The sequence below is a fragment of the Agreia sp. Leaf283 genome (genome assembly GCF_001422485.1).
GTDB lineage: Bacteria > Actinomycetota > Actinomycetes > Actinomycetales > Microbacteriaceae > Agreia.
Genome location: NZ_LMNF01000002.1, coordinates 424,311 through 443,836 on the forward strand (window position 1 = coordinate 424,311; position 19,526 = coordinate 443,836).

17 protein-coding genes are annotated in these 19,526 nt (G+C 68.0%); 9 read left to right on the forward strand and 8 right to left on the reverse strand.

Features of this window, described 5'->3' with window-relative positions:
* Positions 1–10: 10 nt before the first annotated feature.
* A complete protein-coding gene (locus ASF51_RS10915; RefSeq protein ID WP_055929222.1) occupies positions 11–307 on the reverse strand; it encodes a hypothetical protein in 297 nt (98 codons plus the stop codon).
* Positions 304–1,497: an inorganic phosphate transporter gene (locus ASF51_RS10920; RefSeq protein ID WP_055929225.1), complete on the reverse strand. Its 1,194-nt coding sequence runs from the start codon at positions 1,495–1,497 to the stop codon at positions 304–306. Before ASF51_RS10920 ends, ASF51_RS10915 begins: the two co-directional genes overlap by 4 nt.
* A gap of 188 nt (positions 1,498–1,685) precedes the next feature.
* On the opposite strand from ASF51_RS10920, the gene ASF51_RS10925 reads away from it, so the two are divergent.
* Positions 1,686–2,555, forward strand: coding sequence for an alpha/beta hydrolase (locus ASF51_RS10925; protein ID WP_055929228.1), 870 nt, complete (start codon positions 1,686–1,688; stop codon positions 2,553–2,555).
* 33 nt (positions 2,556–2,588) lie between these two features.
* On the opposite strand, the gene ASF51_RS10930 is transcribed toward ASF51_RS10925, so the two are convergent.
* Positions 2,589–3,428: an aldo/keto reductase gene (locus ASF51_RS10930; RefSeq protein WP_055929231.1), complete on the reverse strand. Its 840-nt coding sequence runs from the start codon at positions 3,426–3,428 to the stop codon at positions 2,589–2,591.
* Positions 3,429–3,495: 67 nt separating this feature from the next.
* Here ASF51_RS10930 and ASF51_RS10935 point away from each other — a divergent pair, with 67 nt between their 5' ends.
* From ASF51_RS10935 to ASF51_RS10945, 3 genes are all read left to right on the forward strand, one after another.
* Positions 3,496–4,920, forward strand: coding sequence for a phosphotransferase (locus ASF51_RS10935; protein WP_055929234.1), 1,425 nt, complete (start codon positions 3,496–3,498; stop codon positions 4,918–4,920).
* Positions 4,917–7,043: a S9 family peptidase gene (locus ASF51_RS10940; protein ID WP_055929237.1), complete on the forward strand. Its 2,127-nt coding sequence runs from the start codon at positions 4,917–4,919 to the stop codon at positions 7,041–7,043. The genes ASF51_RS10935 and ASF51_RS10940 overlap by 4 nt, the downstream gene beginning before the upstream one ends.
* Before the next feature lie 108 nt (positions 7,044–7,151).
* Positions 7,152–8,108, forward strand: coding sequence for a phosphodiesterase (locus ASF51_RS10945; protein ID WP_055929241.1), 957 nt, complete (start codon positions 7,152–7,154; stop codon positions 8,106–8,108).
* A gap of 8 nt (positions 8,109–8,116) precedes the next feature.
* On the opposite strand, the gene ASF51_RS10950 is transcribed toward ASF51_RS10945, so the two are convergent.
* Positions 8,117–9,739, reverse strand: coding sequence for a stealth family protein (locus tag ASF51_RS10950; protein ID WP_055929246.1), 1,623 nt, complete (start codon positions 9,737–9,739; stop codon positions 8,117–8,119).
* Between the two features lie 95 nt (positions 9,740–9,834).
* A complete protein-coding gene (locus ASF51_RS10955) occupies positions 9,835–10,968 on the reverse strand; it encodes a magnesium and cobalt transport protein CorA (protein ID WP_055929248.1) in 1,134 nt (377 codons plus the stop codon).
* Between the two features lie 65 nt (positions 10,969–11,033).
* Here ASF51_RS10955 and ASF51_RS10960 point away from each other — a divergent pair, with 65 nt between their 5' ends.
* The gene (locus tag ASF51_RS10960) at positions 11,034–12,080 is read left to right on the forward strand and encodes a glutathione S-transferase family protein (RefSeq protein ID WP_055929250.1); all 1,047 of its coding nucleotides are present in this window, start codon (positions 11,034–11,036) and stop codon (positions 12,078–12,080) included.
* 2 nt (positions 12,081–12,082) lie between these two features.
* Here the strand turns inward: ASF51_RS10960 and ASF51_RS10965 are convergent, their stop codons facing one another.
* The 3 genes from ASF51_RS10965 to ASF51_RS10975 all read right to left on the reverse strand — a co-directional run bounded on the left by ASF51_RS10965 (position 12,083) and on the right by ASF51_RS10975 (position 15,802).
* Complete coding sequence (locus ASF51_RS10965) at positions 12,083–14,203, reverse strand: DEAD/DEAH box helicase (RefSeq protein WP_055929253.1); 2,121 nt, start codon at positions 14,201–14,203, stop codon at positions 12,083–12,085.
* Positions 14,204–14,422: 219 nt separating this feature from the next.
* On the reverse strand, positions 14,423–14,779 hold the full coding sequence (locus ASF51_RS10970) for a DUF6804 family protein (protein WP_055929256.1): 357 nt from the start codon (positions 14,777–14,779) through the stop codon (positions 14,423–14,425).
* 12 nt (positions 14,780–14,791) lie between these two features.
* Positions 14,792–15,802 carry an epimerase gene (locus ASF51_RS10975; RefSeq protein ID WP_055930742.1) on the reverse strand — a complete coding sequence of 337 codons (1,011 nt, stop codon included), beginning with the start codon at positions 15,800–15,802 and terminating at the stop codon, positions 14,792–14,794.
* Between the two features lie 79 nt (positions 15,803–15,881).
* Between ASF51_RS10975 and ASF51_RS10980 the strand changes: the two genes are divergently transcribed.
* From ASF51_RS10980 to ASF51_RS10995, 4 genes are read left to right on the forward strand one after another with little or no spacing between them, the layout of a single operon-like run.
* Positions 15,882–16,289 carry a hypothetical protein gene (locus ASF51_RS10980; protein ID WP_055929259.1) on the forward strand — a complete coding sequence of 136 codons (408 nt, stop codon included), beginning with the start codon at positions 15,882–15,884 and terminating at the stop codon, positions 16,287–16,289.
* A gap of 8 nt (positions 16,290–16,297) precedes the next feature.
* Positions 16,298–17,221 carry a pseudouridine-5'-phosphate glycosidase gene (locus ASF51_RS10985; RefSeq protein ID WP_055929262.1) on the forward strand — a complete coding sequence of 308 codons (924 nt, stop codon included), beginning with the start codon at positions 16,298–16,300 and terminating at the stop codon, positions 17,219–17,221.
* Positions 17,214–18,155 carry a carbohydrate kinase family protein gene (locus ASF51_RS10990; RefSeq protein WP_162236943.1) on the forward strand — a complete coding sequence of 314 codons (942 nt, stop codon included), beginning with the start codon at positions 17,214–17,216 and terminating at the stop codon, positions 18,153–18,155. Before ASF51_RS10985 ends, ASF51_RS10990 begins: the two co-directional genes overlap by 8 nt.
* Positions 18,156–18,164: 9 nt before the next feature.
* Positions 18,165–19,523 (forward strand): M20/M25/M40 family metallo-hydrolase, encoded by a 1,359-nt coding sequence (locus ASF51_RS10995; RefSeq protein ID WP_055929268.1) that lies wholly within the window; start codon positions 18,165–18,167, stop codon positions 19,521–19,523.
* Positions 19,524–19,526: the final 3 nt, after the last annotated feature.

A 19,526-nucleotide genomic window follows, 5' to 3' on the forward strand; every position in this document is an offset into this window, starting at 1 on the left:
GCCCCTCGCCTCAGCTCGCGTGGAAGAACGGCACGATCAGGTAGATGCCGAAGAGCACGGCCAGGATGCAGAGGCCGAAGCAGATCACGGCGCAGAATGTGGCCCATCGTGGACGGCTCTCCTGCTGTGCGGGCACGACCGAGACGGAGCCGGATTCGGTGGTCTCTATCGCGCCCGGAGTGTCGTCGGCGTCGACGCCTCGTCCTACGTTCAACAGGCGGAGCCCGAAGGCGAACAGGCTCACGACGACCGACGCCGACACGAGCGCGGCCACGGCCACGATGGCGAATGCTGCCCAGTCGATCATTCGGCCGCCTGCCTCTTCTTCTTCAGGTTCCTGCGTGTGGCCTTGGGGGTACGCACGGCGCCGACGGCCGCGTCGACCTCGCTGACGACCGTGCCGCTGGTGACCTGGTCGCGGGAGGAGATGATGAAGATCGCCACGATCACTCCCAGGCCGAGCACGGCGTCGATGACGATGCCGACCGGCCCGATGCTGGCGAGAAGGGCGGCGATCGCACCGACCGCCGCAGCGGCCGGCAGGGTCAGCAGCCACCCCACGCCGATGCGGCCCGCGGTGCGCCATCGCACGGACGCACCCTTGCGTCCGAGTCCCGAACCGATCACGGAGCCCGAGGCGACCTGGGTCGTCGAGAGCGCGAAACCGAGGTGGCTCGAGGCCAGGATCGTGGCGGCGGTCGAGGTCTCCGCCGCGAAGCCCTGGGCCGGCTTGATGTCCGTGAGTCCGGTTCCCATCGTCTTGATGATCCGCCAGCCGCCGGTGTACGTGCCGAGTGCGATGGCCAGGGCGCAGGCCGCGATGACCCAGAACTCCGGGCCCGTACCGACCGCCTGCGAGCCGGTCGCGATCAGGGTGAGGGTGATCACGCCCATCGTCTTCTGGGCATCGTTCGTGCCGTGGGCGAGCGCGACGAGCGACGACGAGAAGATCTGCGCGTATCGGAAGTTGCCGCGCCCGAGCCCTCGGCCCGTGGCGGGGTCGCGCGTGATCGCGTAGGCGAGCCTCGTGGCGGCGAAGGCGACGAAGCCGGCCACGATCGGAGCGACGAGCGCGGGCAGGACGACCTTGGAGACCAGCACGCTGAAGTCGACTGCACCGACGCCGGCTCCGACGATCGCGGCCCCGATGAGTCCGCCGAACAGGGCGTGCGACGAGCTCGACGGCAGGCCGAACAGCCACGTGACCATGTTCCAGCACACTGCACCGATGAGCCCGGCGAAGATCATCTCCGGGGTGATCTGGATGCCCCCGTCGCCCTCCCTGATCAGGCCGCCCGAGATCGTACGGGCGACCTCGGTGCTCAGGAACGCGCCGACCAGGTTCAGGACGGCGGCGAGCCCGACGGCCATCCGTGGCTTCAGCGCACCCGTCGCGATCGGCGTCGCCATGGCGTTCGCGGTGTCGTGAAAACCGTTCGTGAAGTCGAAGAAGAGGGCCAGGACGACGACCAGGACAACGATGAGGGTGAGATCCACCAGCGACTCTCTCTAGAGGTGCACACACGTTCGCGTAAGGCGAATTACACCGCATTCGTTCGCGATGAGTTCACACACTATTAGGGTGTCTAGGGTTGCCCTGTTGACGGGCATGTCGATACTGGCATTCTTCGATCCGCACGGTCAACTTCTTCGGCGGGTCCCGAGCAGATGGACGGGTAGTGCCGATGCGTCGTCTTCTCGTCGCCCTGTGCGGAATGCTCCTGGTCGGGCTCGTCGTCGTGGCTTGCGGGCAGGCGTGGTCGGGCCGCAACGACGCGGACCGGGTCGCCGCCGCATCCGCCGCACTGCCACCGAAACAGGCGCTCGTCGCCGGTGTCACCTCCGAGGTCTTCTCGAGCGCGGAGAAGGCCTCCGACGTGCAGGTGCTCTTCATTCACGGGGGCTCGTACGTGCATGAGGCCTCGGCGCTGCACGCCCCGTTCTTCGATCGGATCCTCGACACCGTCGATGCGACCATCACGATGCCGATCTACGCCCTTGCGCCGGAGCACGGCTACCGGGTCGCGTACGAGCAGATCATGGATGTCTACCTCGAGCTCCGCAGATCGCATCCCGATTCGCCGATCGTGCTGATGGGCGGTTCCGCCGGCGGCGGCTTGGCTCTCGGATTCGCGGAGAGCCTGCTCGAGGAGGGAATCGCCCAGCCCGATCGCATCGTGCTGCTCTCGCCCTGGCTCGATCTGACCCTGACGAATCCCGCCATCCCCGCGATCGACACGACAGACGTGCTGCTCGACCGAGACGCGCTGGTGCCGAACGGCCTCGCCTGGGCCCACGGCGACGATCCGTCCGGGTACCGGCTGAGCCCGGTGAACGGCACCCTCACCGGCCTCGCACCGACCACCGTGCTCGCCGGCACGAACGACATCCTCTATCCGGACACACTCGTGCTCGAGACCCGCGCCGAGGCCGCCGGCGTCGACTTCGAGCTCACGAGTTTCTCGGGTGCCGACCACATCTTCGCCATGACGCCGGGGGCCGCGGGCGACGAGGCCCGGGCGATCGTCGAGTCGATCATCGGATCGCTCGGCTGAACGGAGCGGGCATCACTGCTCGTTGTGGGTCGGTCACTGCTCGTTGTGAGTCACCGGGTCGCCGCCGAACAGCCTGCCGTCCGGACGACCAAGCAGGGTGATCTCCTCGATCTCCTCAGAGGTGAGCTCGAAGCCGAAGATGTCGAGGTTCTGGGCCTGCCTCGCCGGGTCGGCCGACTTCGGCAGCGGCACACTGCCGAGCTGCACGTGCCAGCGCAGAACGACCTGGGCCTCCGTCACTCCATGCGTCCTGGCCGCGCGAACGATCACCGGCGAGGTGAGCACGTCGGATCCCTTGCCGAGCGGGCTCCACGACTCGGTGCGGATGTTGTGCAGCTCGTGGAACTCGCGCAGTGCGAGCTGCGGGAAGTACGGATGCAGCTCCACCTGGTTCACGGTGGGAAGAACGCCCGTCTCGGACTGCAGCCGCGTCAGGTACTCCTCGGTGAAGTTGGAGACGCCGATCGAGCGGGCGAGGCCCTGTTCGTGCAGATGCACCATGGCCCGCCAGCTGTCGACGTACCGGTCGTCGCCCGGGTTCGGCCAGTGGATGAGGTAGAGGTCGATGCGCTCGAGCCCGAGCCTGTCGAGCGACGACTGGAACGAGGCGAGCGTGCTCTCGTAGCCGTGGTCTCGCCCGGGCAGCTTCGTCGTGACGACGATCTCGTCGCGAGGTATCCCTGCGGTGCGGATCGCCTCGCCGACGGCATCCTCGTTTCCGTAGTTCACGGCACTGTCGACCAGCCGGTAGCCGGCCCTGAGCCCCGCGCTCACGGCGGCGACCGCATCCGGACCCTTGAGCGGGTAGGTTCCCAGCCCCACGGCGGGAAGAGAATTGCCGTCGGCCAGCAGGTGTGTGGGTGCACTCGTCATGCTTCGAGCCTAATCCCGTGCGGGCAAGCCCCCCTGACTCGCACCGTGCCCGAGGTAGGGTCAAGGAATGACCGCTGGTGTTGTCCGTCCTGATCGCCGTCCGAACACCCTCCCCGAATGGGTCGCGCGTCAGCGCTGGTACCAGAGCGCAGGGTCGAATCCCGACCTCGCGCTCGTGGGCGAATGGCTGCTGCCACCCGGGCCCGACGGCACCGCCTTCGTCACGCACCTGCTGCGCGACAGTTCGGGCGCGGCATCCACGCTGTACCAGGTGCCCCTCGCCTATCGTTCCGCGCCGAGACCGGATGCGGCGGAGGCGACCCTCGTCGGCACGGTCGACGGCATCGTCGACGACGCGCCGGCCACGCTCTGGGTGTACGACGCCCCGCACGATCCCGCCTACTGCGCGACCCTTCTGGAGTTCATCCTCGACGGAGGCGTCGGGGTGCAGAGCGAGCGCTCGTCGGGTGCGTCCGCTGCCGGTCATCGCCATCCCACGGCCTCGCACTCGTCGTTCGCTCACTCACAGGTTCTCCGGGGCGAGCAGTCGAACACCTCGATCATCTTCGACACGGTCGATGCCTCCGGCGAGCCGTCCCTTCCCATCATCTGCAAGGTCTTCCGAACGCTGCACCACGGAGAGAACCCCGACATCATCGTGCAGTCGGCGCTCGCGGAGGCCGGGTGCACACTCGTTCCGCCGTCTGTGGGATTCGTCTCGGGCACCTGGCGCGCCGAAGCATCACCCGACTCGCCGATCGACGGCGGCCACCTCGCCTTCGCGCAGCGGTTCCTCCCCGGTGTGCGCGACGCGTGGCGCGTGGCGCTCGACGCGGTCGAGCAGAACGAGGACTTCTCCGATCGGGCTCGCAGCCTCGGGGCCGCGACGGCCGAGGTGCACGCCGTGCTCGCCGACATCATGCCGACGGTGGCCGCGACGGCCGAGGAGCGGGCGGGGGTGGCCTCCCGCATGCGCCGCCGCCTGGGCGCCGCCGTCGCCGAGGTGCCCGAACTGGGCGTCTACGCATCGGCGGTCGACGCGATCATCACCGGAGCGGAGTCGGCCGAGTGGCCGAGGCTTCAACGCATCCACGGCGACTACCACCTGGGACAGGTGGTCGCGGTGCCCGATCGGGGGTGGGTGCTCCTCGACTTCGAAGGCGAGCCGCTCAGGCCGCTGGCGGAGAGATCGCGCCCCGATCTGACCCTGCGCGATGTCGCCGGGATGCTCAGGTCGTTCGACTATGTGGCCGGATCCTTCGAGCAGTCGCACCCCGGAGCATCCGCCGAAAGCTGGGCGCAGGCCTCGCGAACGGCGTTCCTCGAGGGATACTCCGACCGGGCCGGAGTCGACATCAAGCGTTTCCGGGTTCTGCTCGACGCGTTCGAAATCGACAAGGCCCTCTACGAGTCCATCTACGAGGCACGCAACCGCCCCGCCTGGCTGCCGATCCCCGTCACCGCCATCTCGAGGCTGGTGACCCTGATATGACGCGCCTTCCCGACGCCCCTCGAGCGGAGCGCCGCCCGTCGGAGCGCACCCACCACGGCGATACGGTCATCGACGAGTTCGAATGGCTGCGCCAGAAGGACGACCCGGCGGTTCGCGCCTATCTCGATGCCGAGAACGAGTTCACCCGTGCATCGACCGCGCATCTCGAGGGACTCCGCCAGTCGATCTTCGACGAGATCAAGGCGCGCACGCTCGAGACCGACCTCTCGGTGCCCGTGCGCCATGGCCGATTCTGGTACTACTCCCGCACCGTCGAAGGGCGGCAGTACGGCATCCACTGCCGCATTCCGATCTCCGGCGACGACGACTGGACGCCACCCGACCTCGCGGCTCACGACGACCGGGAGCAGGTGCTGCTCGACGACAACATCGAGGCAGAGGGAACGGACTTCTACTCCCTGGGCAGCTTCGACGTGTCTATGGACGGCCGCCTCCTCGCCTATTCGGTCGACACGACGGGCGACGAGCGGTACACGCTCCGCATACGGGATCTCGACACGGGTGCGAACCGGGCCGATGTGGTTCCCGACACCTTCCCCGGTGCCACGTTCTCGCCGGACGCGAGCGTCGTGTTCTACCCGACCGTCGACGACTCGTGGCGCCCCGACACCATCTGGCGGCACACGGTCGGCACCGATCCGTCCGACGACGTCGCCGTCTTCTCCGAGCCCGACGAGAGGTTCTGGGTCGGTGTCGGACTCACCCGGAGCGGCCGCTACCTCGTGCTCGACATCGCCTCGAAGATCACCAGCGAGGTGCGCATCCTCGATACGAACGACGTCGGGGGCGAGTTCCAGGTCGTATGGCCGCGACGAGAGGGAGTCGAGTACCAGGTCGAGCACGCGGTGATCTCCGGCGAGGACCGCCTGCTCATCGTGCACAACGACGGCGCCGAGGACTTCCAGGTGGTCGACGTGCCCGCATCCAGTCCGCACGATGAGACGACCCGGCGAACGGTGGTCGCGCCGAGCCCCGGCCGACGCATCGAGGAGGTCGACGCCTTCGCCGATCACCTCACGCTCGAATACCGTCGTGACGGCCTGACGCGCGTGGCCGTCATCCGGCTCGGCGAAGGAGAGAATCCGTTCGGTCCCATCGAGGAGATCCCCTTCGACGAGGCCCTCTTCCAGGTGGGCACCGGAGGAAATCCCGAGTGGACACAGCACACGGTGCGGCTCGGCTACACCTCATTCGTGACCCCGTCGACCGTCTTCGACTACTCCGTGACCGACGGCTCGATGACGCTGCTGAAGCGTCAGTCCGTTCAGGGCGACTACGACCCGCTCGACTACGAGCAGGAGCGCGTCTGGGCGACGGCGGACGACGGCGCGCGCATTCCCGTCTCCATCGTGCGACGTCGGGTCGACGAGCACGGGATGCCGCGGCCGACGCTCCTCTACGGTTACGGCTCGTACGAGGCGAGCATCGATCCCGGCTTCTCCGTGCCGAGGCTCTCCCTGCTCGATCGAGGCGTGGTCTTCGCCATCGCTCACGTGCGCGGCGGCGGCGAGCTCGGCCGCCACTGGTACGAGCAGGGCAAGACGCTCACGAAGAAGAACACCTTCACCGACTTCGTCGCCGTGGCCGACGAACTCATCCGTTCCGGCAGGACGACGGCGGATCTGATGGTCGCCCAGGGCGGAAGCGCCGGCGGACTGCTCATGGGTGCGGTCGCGAACATGGCGCCCGACCGCTTCGCCGGGATCCTTGCCCAGGTGCCGTTCGTCGACGCGCTGACCTCGATCCTCGACCCCGATCTCCCCCTGACGGTCATCGAGTGGGACGAGTGGGGGGACCCGCTGCACGACGCCGAGGTCTACGCCTACATGAAGTCGTATTCGCCCTACGAGAACGTGCGCGACGACGTCGCCTATCCGCCGATCCTTGCTGTGACGAGCCTCAACGACACCCGCGTGCTGTACGTCGAGCCCGCCAAATGGACCGCGCGGCTCCGCCAGGCGGGCGCGCCCGTGCTTCTTCTCACCGAGATGACCGCCGGGCACGGCGGCGTCAGCGGGCGCTATGAGCGCTGGAAGGAAGTCGCCGAGGAGTACGCCTGGGTGCTCGATCGCCTCGGGCTGGCGGCTGCGACGCCGGTCTGAAATACCGTCGAATCTGCGCGCCGTTTACCCATCGTTCAGTCGGACATGGTTAATTAGGTGCAACCGCACGGAGGTCGAGCGAACCTCCGGCATACACCCGAGGTTGACATGTCTGTCAGAACCGCCGAGTACGCCCGCCCCGATCACTTCATTCTGCACCTGAGTGACACACACTTCATCGGCGGTGACGGCCTTCTCTACGGGGCCGTCGACGCCGAGGCACACCTTGCCCAGCTGCTCGACGAACTCGAGAGCTCAGGGGCCCGTCCCGAGGCCATCGTCTTCACGGGTGATCTCGCCGACAAGGGCGATCCCCGCGCATACGAGAAGCTGCGTGCCATGGTCGAGCCCGTCGCCGCTCGGCTCGGCGCCCAGCTCATCTGGGTGATGGGCAATCACGACAACCGGGCGTCCTTCCGCGCGGGCCTGCTGGGTCAGCTGCCCTCGATGAAGCCGATCGACCGGGTGCACGACGTCAACGGGCTGAGGATCATCGCGCTCGACTCGAGCGTGCCCGGTGCCCACCACGGCGAGATCGCGCCCGAGCAGCTGGACTGGCTGGCAGAGGAGCTCTCCTCCCCCGCGCCGCACGGCACGATCCTCGCCCTGCACCACCCTCCCGTTCCGAGCGTCCTAGACCTCGCCGTGCTCGTGGAGCTTCGAGACCAGTCGGCCTTGGCCGAGGTGCTCGAGGGATCCGACGTGCGATCGATCCTGGCCGGCCACCTCCACTACTCGAGCACGGCCACGTTTGCCGGAATCCCCGTCTCTGTGGCATCGGCGACCTGCTACACCCAAGACCTCAACGTGCCCGTCGGCGGAACACGGGCGCGCGACGGGGCGCAGGGGTTCAACCTCGTTCACGTATACGAGAACACGATCCTTCATACCGTCGTGCCGATCGGCTCCTACAGCACGACGTCGTACACGTCGGCGGAGGAGACCGCTCGCATCCTCGAACGCGAGAACGTCGTCATCCGGCCTGCCCGAGCGATCGAGCTGCCTGTCGACGATGTCCTCACCGTTCCGCAACTGGTCGCTCAGGAGCCCGCCCTGGCTCCCTGAGCCGACGGTCAGTTCGTCGTCTTCTCCCACGGAGCGGCGATCGGGAAGTACTTCTCGAGGAAGTCGACCATCAGCGCGGCGCGCTCCCCCGCGGGAACCTCGGGAAAGCTGCCGTCGTTGAGGCAGAAGAGATCGTACTGACGACGGCGGAGAAGCGCGGGCAGTCGGCCCAGGCCGCTCTTCAGCGTTGTGTCGACGTAGAGGACCTTCGCGTCCTCCTGGGTGACGGCGCGCCCCTCGAGCAGTGCGTAGTAGTGGTACAGCGAGTTCGTGACCGAGATGTCGGACTTCGAGCGGAAGCGACTCGCCGCCGTACGCCGGAACTCCTCGGGGAAGTCGGCCTCGAGCAGCGAGATCACGCTCTTGCGCAGCGGGGCGGGCGTGTGCTCGAGGTGGCGCGTGATCACATGGCCGAACTTCTTGAGCAGCAGGTCGCGGTTGACTCGGGCGGAGTTCTCGAAGCCGCTGCGGCTCGGATCGCTGAATCCCAGTCCGATGCGCGTGGTCGCCTCGATGAACTTGGTGACGCCGCCCGACGAGAAGAACATGGAGGGCTGCACAGGCCGACCGAAGAACATGTCGTCGTTGGAGTACAGGAAGTGCTCGCTCAGCCCGGGGATGTTGTGCAGCTGGCTCTCGACGGCCTGCGAGTTGTGCGTGGGCAGCACCGACGGGTCGGCGAAGAACTGCTCGCTGCGCATCAGCTGCACGCGAGGGTGCTCGTCGAGCCAGGCGGGTCGCGGCGAGTCCGTCGCGATGAAGATGTTGCGCACCCAGGGTGCGAAGAGGTAGACGGAGCGGAGGGCGTACTTGAGCTCGTCGACCTGGCGGTAGCGCGCATCCGCCTCGTCGCCCTCGCCGACCACGACGCCCTCCATGCGCGCGGCGCGCGCCTTCTGGTACTCGACATCGTTGCCGTCGACCCAGGAGAAGACGACGTCGATGTCGAATGTCACGTCTGTGGCGTGCGGTTCGAACATGCCCTGGAACGTGTCCCAGTTGCGGCCGAACAGCTCGACCGTGGCGGGAATCGCCTCGACCAGCGGAAGCACGCGGCGGGTCAGGGAGTTCTCGACGGGGCAGATGTAGTCGTCGCCCTCGATGCTCCAGAACTGCAGCTCGATGCCGGTCGACGACCCGTAGGCGAGACCGCCGAGCGGCTCGAGCCTCGGACGGAAGAGCCGGAAGATCTTCGCCTTGCGCTTCTCGGACAGCAGCCCGTCGCCGAGCAGCACGGGCGGCCTGCGTCGACCGCCGACCGTTCGCGAGTAGAACGGTTCGTTAGCGCACGCGACCGCGAGGGCCTTCTCCACCCGGCGTCGCAGCGGAGCATCCACCACGAGCACGGGCCGTTCGTCGTTGCCGCGGACCAGCACGAAGTCGATGCCGGCCGCGATGAACGCGTCGCGGATGAAGAGCAGGTCTTCGACGAGCGCCTGATGAGGAGTCAGCGACGTATTGATGAGGGTCGCGAGACCCTTCTTGACGACGACGTCGGGCCTGCCGTGCAGCTCGGGCCACGAGCGGGGTGCACCGTGCACCCCCGTGGCTGCGGTGAAGAGCTCTTCGGGGGTGAAGGCCTCGACGCTCTCGTCGAGGTCGATGTTGTGAGTGGCGGAGCTTCCGGTCAAGTAGATATCAAGCCTTTCTGAGCAGTACCCAGGCGGCCCCAGTCTGTGCTGACGACAATTCTATCCTGCGCGGCCGCCCTCGTCGCTCGGTGGTCTCAGAGCCACCCTCGACGCTTGAACATCACGTAGAGCCCGGTCATCGCGACCAGCATGACGCCGATCGTGACCGGGTAGCCGAACTGCCATTGCAGCTCCGGCATGGCCGCGAAATTCATGCCGTAGATGCCGGAGATCACGGTCGGCGCGAAGAAGATCGCCGCCCACGCGGAGATCTTCTTCACCTCCTCGTTCTGCCGGTTGCTGGCCTCGGCGAGAACCTTCATGTCCTCGTTCTGGCGCTGGGCCACCAGGGTCGCATTCACCGCGAGGATCTCGCGGAGAGTGCTGCGGAACCCGTCGACGCGATCGTTCACGACCGCCACGTGGTCGGCCACGTCTCGCAGCGCGCGTCGCAGCTCGAGGTTCGTCTCGAACGCGTCGAATCCCTCTCTCAGCGTCTCGAGCATCCCGACGAGGGGCAGCGTGGCCCTCTGGAAGTCGAGCACCTCCTGCGAGAGCTCGTAGATGCGTCGCGACACCTCGGCGTCGCCGGCGAACACCTGGGCCTCGATCTCGTCGATGTCGTTCTCGAGGCCCGACACGACCGGCAGGTACTGGTCGACGACCGCATCGAGGATGCCGTACAGCACCGCGACCGGGCCGAGGGCGAGCAGCTCCGGCTCCGCCTCCATGCGCTGGCGCACGACGGCGAGGTCGGGCGATTCGCTGTGCCGCACGGAGACGACGAAGTTGGGGCCGACGAACAGGTGGAGTTCGCCGAAGTCGACCTCTTCTCGTTCATCGGAGTAGCTGGCAGCGCGGAGGACGACGAAGAGGGTGTTGCCATAGCGCTCGAGCTTGGGCCGCTGGTGGGCACCGATGGCATCCTCGACCGCGAGAGGGTGCAGATCGAATTCCTTCTGGATGGCTGCGAGCTCGGTCTCGTCGGGCCGGTAGAGCCCGATCCAGGCCATCGACGAGGCGTACCGGGAGCATCCGGCCAGCGTGTCCTCGAGGCTGGTCGGCGACAGCACGCGACGCCCCTCTGCGTACACGGCGTTGTCGACGGTGCTGTTGTGCTTGGGATGCGGCTCCGCACTGGGCGGCTGCGCGGGAGGTGCGGGGGTATGCGAACCCGGTCGAAGAGACGACATCACCCGGAGGGCCTGCGACACACTCGGCTTTTTCATAGTCACCTCTCCAGCACATACCCCGGCAAGGGCGGTTAACCTTGCCACATGGATGTGAACGAGATATGAACGACGACCTGAGCACGGCCGGCTCCTATGTGACCCCCGGCTCCGAGTTCACCCGAGACACGAACTACATCGACGACCGCATCACCGCCTCGGGCACCGAGTCCGGCCACGATGCCGAGGGCCGGATGCTGTGGCCCGCCGAGGCCGACCGGTACAGGCTGATCGTGGCCCGGGGCTGCCCTTGGGCGAATCGCGCCGTCATCTCACGGCGCCTGCTCGGCCTCGAGAACACCATCTCGCTGGGCATCGCCGGCCCGGTGCACGACAAGCGCAGCTGGAGCTTCGATCTCGACCCCGACGGTCTCGATCCGGTGTTGAGGATCCCGCGCCTGCAGGACGCCTTCCTCGCCCGGTACCCCGACTACCCCCGCGGCATCACCGTGCCCGCCATCGTCGACGTTCCGACCGGAAAGGTGGTGACGAACGACTACCCCCGGATCACCATCGACTTCGCCACGGAGTGGACGGCCTGGCACCGTGAGGGAGCTCCCGATCTCTACCCCGAGCACCTGCGCGCCGAGATCGACGAGGTGAACGCCCTGGTCTTCTCCGATGTGAACAACGGCGTCTACCGGTGCGGCTTCGCGGGCTCGCAGAAGTCCTACGAGCGCGCCTACCGCATCCTCTTCGAGCGGCTCGACTGGCTCGGCCACCGGCTGAGCCGCCGACGGTATCTCGTGGGCGACACGATCACCGAGGCCGACATCCGGCTGTTCACGACGCTCGTGCGCTTCGACGCGGTGTACCACGGCCACTTCAAGACGAACAGGCAGAAGCTCACAGAGATGCCCGTGCTCTGGGCCTACGCGCGCGACCTCTTCCAGACGCCCGGTTTCGGAGACACCATCGACTTCGAGCAGATCAAGCAGCACTACTACATCGTGCACACCGATCTGAACCCGACGCAGATCGTGCCCGTCGGGCCGGATGCGACGGGCTGGCTCGAGCCGTCGGGCCGCGAGAGCCTCGGCGGCCGCCCATTCGGAGACGGCACCCCGCCTCCCCCGCCGCCGGCCGGCGAACGCGTGCCCGACCTGGTCTAGGTTCAGCTCTCGAGTGCCTGCTCCAGCAGGTGCACGAGCGCGTCGAGCTGCACGCTGTCGCCCGACGAGACCTCTTCGTCGCTACCGTCGAGTGCCCGCGCGGCGAGACCCTGCTTGCTGTCGATGAGCTCGGCGATCTTCGCGTCGATGGTCTGGGCGGCGACGATGCGCCACGCGGTGACCGGTTCCTCCTGGCCTATGCGGTGCACCCGGTCGATCGCCTGGGTCTGCTCGGCTGCGGTCCACGACAGTTCGGCGAGGACCACGTTCGATGCGGCCTGCAGGTTCAGTCCCACGCCGGCGGCGGTCAGGGAGCACACGGCCACGGCGACGGAGGGATCGTTGTTGAACGCGTCGATCTCCTTCTGCCTGTGCAGCGCCGACTGGTCTCCACGGATCGACACGGTCTGAAGTCCCGCCTTGGCGAAGGCCTCCTCGGCCTGGTCCATGACGTCGATGTGCTTGGCGAAGAACACGACCTTGCCGACCGAACGGGCGAGCTGGGCCGTGTAGTCCGCGGCGAGCGACGCCTTGGCCTGGCCGATGAGCCGCACCATCGTGAAGACGTTGTCTCCGCTTCCGCCCTGGGCCTTCGACTCCTCGATCTCCTGTCGGGCGACGGCGCGCATGAGGTTCTCGGTCGACACCTCGGCATCGGGATCGGACTTCGTGCGGGCGGCGAAGAGCCGCGTATATCGGGTGACGAGCCGGCGGCCGAGCTCCGCCTCCGCCTCGCGGATCGAGCGACCGAGGTCGTCGTCGAGCTCCACGGGCAGGTCGACGACCCTCTTCGCCGGGAGGTCGGCCGCGACGTCGAGCTTGCGTCGCCGCACGATGCCCATGTCGATGACCGCCTCGCGCGCCTCGGAGAAGAACCCGAAGTCGGCCGGGGTGAGCCCGGTCTCCTCGAGTCGCTGCATCAGCTGCGGAGTGGGCTTGGTGCCGTCGATCCAGCCGAGAAGCTGCCAGATGGCCCGGAAGTCGTCGATGTCGTTGATGAGCGGGGTGCCGGTGAGCGCCATCATGAGCGGGTTTCCGCCGGGCGCCTGCGACCGGATGCGCTCGGCCAGTGCGAGCACGTGCTTCGATCGCTGCGACGACAGGTTCTTGATGAAGTGGGCCTCGTCGACCACCATGCCGCGGAAGCCGAGCGTGCTGAGCCACGCGAGGTGCCGGTCGAGCACCTCGTAGTTCACGATCACGACGTCGGCGAAGGCGTCGAGCCCTGCACCGTCGCCGTGGATGACGGTGGCGCGACGGTGCGGGGTCCAGAGTTCGACCTCGCGAGCCCAGTTCATCTTCACGACGTTGGGCACGACCGCGAGCAGCGGGTAGGCATCGGCGACGGATGCGGCCAGCAGCGACTGCGCGGTCTTTCCGAGGCCGGGCTCGTCGGCCAGCAGGAAGGACCGGTGCCCCTGGGACACGCTCGCGACGAAGCGGGCCTGGTGGCGCATGAGCTCCTGCCCGGGCGGGGAGAGCCTGTCGATGCGCGGCGCCTCGGGCAGCTCCATGCTGGCCACCTGGCCGCCGGCGCCGTACTCGAACGCGCGGAAGAGCGGTCCGAGGAGCTCCCAGTTCGACAGGCGGCCGTGCGTCGAGTGCTTCTGCGTCTCGAACGACGCGAAGTCTGGTGCGAGGAACGGATTCGCAAGCTGACGCGCCTTGACCGACTGGGGAATCACCTGGCGCTCCGCCAGCTCGGGCGGCAGCATCGTGGTCTGCTTCGGCGCTTCGACGATCTCGTCGGGCACCTCTATGCCTGCATCTTCGAGGTACTGACGTCGCAGCTTCTGCGCGACCGGTGAGATCGGTGCATCGTTCTCGAGCAGCGTGATCAGCGAGGTGTCACGGGCTGCCGTCTTCGCGAGGATCGAACCGATGCCGTCGAGACGCTTGATCTGCTCCGCGCGGTCGGACTCGGCCAGGTCGGGGTTGTTGCGCACGGCCGTACGCTCCTCCCGGGCGAGGAGGGCGACGACCAGGAACTTCGTGCGGTTGGAGGGCGCGACCTTTCCGCGCTGCGCCGCCGCTTCGACCTCGCGCACCTTGCGCGCGAGGATCGGGATGAGGCCGGTGTTGTCGACGCTCTTGGGTGATCGGCGTCCGCCGGATCGAGACATGCTCCTCCTGTGGAGTGTGGGCTCCGCCGTCCGTGCTCCCTCAGTGGACGACGAGGCTTCAATAACGATCCCGAGCCGGGATCGGTGCGGTCGTGCAGGCCGGATGTGGCGTCGAGCAACATGACATGGTCACGGTCGACGGGGAGAGCGATGCAACCCGGCCTTTCGGAAAGTCTACGACACGGCGAACACGGCCGCGAACACGGTCGTTCGGGAGGCTCAGCGTCGCGTGGAGGCGGGGTCTGGCGCCTGAGGCACCTTGATCAGCAGTCCGGCGGCGACGAACACCACCGCGGCGACGAGGTGGAGGATCTGCCACACGAGCAGCTCCAGCTGCAGGGGAACGATGGGGTTCCAGACCACCACGATGGCCGCCAGCGCCGGAAGCCACCACCACTGGCGGGCCTGGAACGCGAAGACACCGATGATGGCGGCCAGGATGCTGATCGCGTAGCGGAAGATCGTGAACCAGTCGCTCTCGACCAGGGCGACCCCCGCGAGCAGCAGGATCGCCGCCAGAAGTCCGGGCGCAAGGGCGAGACGGGCGAAGGACGGGTTCGGATAGCGCTGCGACATCGTGCCGTCAGCTTAACTCGTCGGGCGGGGCGCGGGCCGCGCGAGTTCGTCGAGCGCCTGCTCGAGCGTGCTGTGACGGAACACGTAGCCCGCGTTCTGCAGTCGCTCCGGCAGCACCCACCGGCTCTTCAGAACGAGCTCCGTCTCGGTTCGGAGCAGCCACATGGCCGGCTCGAGCATCCACCGGTATGCGGGCAGCCCGACAGGAGCTCCGACGTTGCGGCGCAGCAGGGCCATGAGCCGTCTGTTGTCGCTCGGCTCGGGGGCGCTGACATTGACGACGCCGGAGATGTTCGGCCTGTCGCGGATGAAGCGGACGACACCGACGACGTCGTCGATGTGCACCCAGCTGAACTTCTGGAGGCCCTTCGTGCCCTGCTTCTCGTGCCAGACGCCCGCCCGACGACGGGCGGCCGAACCGAAAAGCGACCGGAACCACCAGCCGTCGTGCTGGGTGCCGCCGAGCCCCAGCCGAGCGACCCGTTCGAGCGGTTCGAGGGCGCCGCCCCGACCGAGCACGATCGCCATGCGGAGCGCGACCCGCCGGGTCTTCGGAAGGTCTGCGTCGAAGAACTCGCTCTCCCAGTCGGTGGCGATCGAGACGGAGAATCCCGAGCCGATCTCGCCGGTCGACTCGGTCTGCGGTCGATCCTCTGCGTGCCGGTAGATGGTCGCCGTACTCGAATTCAGCCAGAGGGGCGGCGGGGAGGCGACGCGGGCGATCGACTCGCTGAGGAGTCTCGTCGTCTCGACGCGCGAGCGTCGGATCTCGAGCCGGTTGGGCTCGGTGTAGCGGCAGTTCACGCTCTTGCCCGCGAGATTGATGACGAGCGCGGCTCCGTCGATGGCCCGGTCGATCGCGCTGGCATCGTGCCAGCCCACGGCCGGCGCCGAACGACCGATGAGCACGACCTCGTAGCCTTCCGAACGGAGTTCGCGCTGCAGCACCTGGCCGATAAAGCCACCGGCACCGGCGATCACCGCGCGGCCCGGGGCTCGTGCGCCTGAGGAGTCGGGAGTCATGACACCAGTCTGGACGACGGCGCCGACATTCACGGTCACGACGATTGTCCACGGCGGGCCACGACGCTAGGTTTTCCTTATGACCTCTCCTGTGCCCTTCGGCGCCCCGTCCCCCGCTCTGTTCTCCGGCCCGGAAGGCGTCTGGAACGCAGACCCCGTCGAACTCGCCGCCCGCCTGTTCGTCGCCGTCTTCCAGCCGCAGGCATCCGCACCGCTGCCCCAGAGGGAGGTGTCCGACATCTACGACGCACTCGCAGCCCTCGGCGGCTACACCCTCCCGGCCCAGCGCGTCGGAAACACGCAGCCCCTGGCCCTGACCGTGCAGCTCGCCCAGGAGGCGATCCTCACCTGGGAGCGCGCCACCATCGCGACGCGTCTGTCCGCCGGTGCGGGCCCGGTCTCCCACACGGTCACCGTTCTGCGGTTCGGCCCGGGAGTCCTGCAGGCCGCCGACCCCGTCGCCGCGCTGCGCGGCCGACTCGGCTGACCCGGGGCATGACCTCGCCGTTCCTCGTCTCTCCTGCCGTCGCCGAGGCACTCGCCGACGGGCGCCCCGTGGTCGCGCTCGAGTCCACGATCATCTCGCACGGCCTCCCGCGACCCCGCAACCTCGAGGCAGCGCGCGAGTTCGAGCAGATCCTGCTCTCCCGGGGTGTCACCCCCGCCACGGTCGCCGTCCTCGACGGCATCCCCCGCATCGGCCTCGAGGCCGACGGCGTGGAGCGCATCGCATCGGAGGACATGGCGAAGGCCAGCGTGCGCGACCTGCCGATTCTGGCTGCCAAGGGCATCAGCGGAGCGACGACGGTCGCCGCCACGGCCTACCTCGCGGCGAAGGCGGGCGTGCGAGTCTTCGCCACGGGCGGACTGGGCGGAGTGCACCGCGGGGCCGACCAGACCTTCGATGAGTCGGCCGACCTCTCCGCCCTCGCGATCTCGCCCGTCGCCGTGGTGTCGGCCGGCGTCAAGAGCGTTCTCGACATCCCCGCCACGCTCGAACGGCTCGAGACCCTCTCGGTGCCCGTCATCGGGTACCGCACCACGAACTTCCCGAGCTTCTGGCTCCGCGAATCGGGCCACACGATCGACTGGTCGGTCGATTCGGCAGCGGAGATCGCGGCGGTCATGCGCAACCAGGATGCTCTGGGTCACGGTCAAGGCATCGTCGTCGCGAATCCGATCCCCCTCGAGCAGCAGTGGGACCCGGAGGAGCACGACCGCGTCCTCGCCCAGGCATTCGAGGCCGCGGAGGCCGCCGGCGTTCACGGCAAGGCGGTCACGCCCTTTCTGCTCGGCTACATCGTCGACGCCTCGGGCGGACGAAGCCTCGAGGTGAACCTCGACATCGCGCGCAACAACGTGCGCCTCGCCGCGGAGATCGCCACGGCGTGGAGCGAGGGTGCGCCCGTCCGTGGCTGAGCTCGGTTCCGCGCATGCCGCTGCGGGATCTCCGCGGGTGATCGTCTTCGGCGACGTCATCGACGACATCATCGTGACGCCGACCGGCGACATCCGGCCCGACACCGACACCCCCGCGAGCATCGTTCGAACGGCCGGAGGCTCCGCTGCCAACTCGGCGGCGTGGCTGGCGTGGGCCGGGTGCCATGTCGACTTCATCGGCCGCGTGCACGTCACCGATCTCGACAGGCACCGCGCCCTCCTGGTCGAGGCACGGGTCAGCCCTCATCTGCTGGGCGAGCCCGATCTCCCCACCGGGGCCATCGTGGTGATCGTCTCGGCCGACGGGGCGCGCACGATGCTCACCCAGCGTGGCGCGAACGCCGCGCTCACTCCCCGCGACATCGGTGCCGACCGCCTCTTGAGGGCCGGTCACCTGCATTTCACCGGCTACTCGGTGTTCCGGCATCCGAGGGTTGAGGACTTCCCCGACCTCATCCGACGCGCCCACGATTCGGGTGTGACGGTCAGCGTCGACCCTGGATCGGCGGGGTTCATCGACGACTTCGGCGGCGAGAGATTCCTCGAGGCGATCGACGGCAGCGACATCATCGTTCCGAACCTCGACGAGGGTCGCGCGCTCACCGGAGAAGACGATCCGGCCGAGGTGCTCGACGCGCTCGTCGCCCGTTTTCCGCTCGTTGCCCTGACCCTGGGCCGCGACGGGGTGGCGCTCGGCACGCAGGAGGGCATCCGACTCACTGCTCCGAGCAAGGCCGTCTCCGCGCTCGACACCACCGGCGCGGGCGACGCGTTCTGCGCATCCTTTCTCGCCGTCCTCCTGCGGGAATCGTCCCGAGAACCGGATGTTCTCTCGCGGGCACTGTCGTCCGGCCTCGACGCCGCCGCCCTCGCCGTGTCGAGTATCGGAGCGAGGCCCCGGCCCACCGCGTAAAGTCGTCGTGTGGAAGACGAGGCGACCGAGCGGCACGACGACGCGACTGCGCTCGAGCACCTGCGTACCCTCCTGAGAATCCCGACCGTGTCGCGGCTCGACGAGTCGAGCATCGACTGGGCGCGCTTCGACGAGTTCATCGGCGCGCTCGAGAAGCTGTATCCGCTCGTGCATCGCGAGCTCGTCGTCGATGTCGTCGACGGCCACGCTCTCCTCATGCGGTGGGCCGGCAAGCGGCCCGAGCGGGAGGCCGTGCTGATGGCCCACTACGACGTGGTCGCGGCCGACGATCCTGAGGCCTGGACGCATCCGCCGTTCGACGCGGTCGTGACCGGCGCTGGTGCCGATGCGATCGTGTGGGGGCGAGGCACCCTCGACGACAAGGGAGCGGTCGCCGCCATCCTCGAGGCGGTCGAGCAGCTCCTTCGCGCGGGCTTCGTTCCCGAACACGACGTCTATCTGAGCTTCGGGCACAACGAGGAGACGGCGGGCTCCGGAGCGGCGAGCCTCGTGGCCGAACTCTCGAGCAGAGGGGTCAGCCCCCGTCTCGTTCTCGACGAGGGCGGTGCCGTCATCGAGAACGTGTTCCCCGGCGTGCGTCGCCCGAGCGCGGTCGTGGGGGTGAGCGAGAAGGGCATGGCGAACATCTCGCTGACGGTCGAGCAGTCCGGCGGTCACGCCTCGACTCCCCCGCGCATGACGGCGACCACCCGGCTGGCCCGGGCACTCGTGCGCCTGAACGCCCGGCGTTTCCCTGCCTCGTTCACCGCTCCCAACATCGAGATGATCCGCACGATCGGGGCGCACTCGACGCCGCTGCTGCGCTTCGTCTTCACCCGAGTCGACACGTTCAGGCGACCTCTGCTCGCCCTCTTCGCCCGGCTCAGCGACGAGACGAACGCCATGGTGCGAACCACCGCGGCCGTGACGCAGCTGCGTGCGAGCGACTCCGCCAACGCGCTGGCCGAGAGGGCCGTCGCCGTGGTCAACACCCGCATCGCCATCGACTCCTCGGTCGACGAGACGCTCGGCCACATCCGACGAGCGATACACGACCCCCTCGTCGTGGTCGCCGCGAGCACGCCGAGCGAACCGTCCCCCGTCTCCCCCTCCTCGGGTGAGGCCTGGCAGCTCGTCTCCGAGTCCATCTCAGCGGTCTATCCCCGCGCGATCGTGTCGCCCTACGTCATGCTCGGGGCCAGCGACGCCAGACACTTCACCACGATCAGCCCGTTCGTCTACAGATTCACGCCCTTCGAGATGTCCTCCGACGAGCGTGCCACCCTGCACGCCATCGACGAACGGATGCACGTGGCGACTTTCCTGTCCGGAATCCGGTTCTACAGAACCCTGATCGAGCGACTCTAGTCG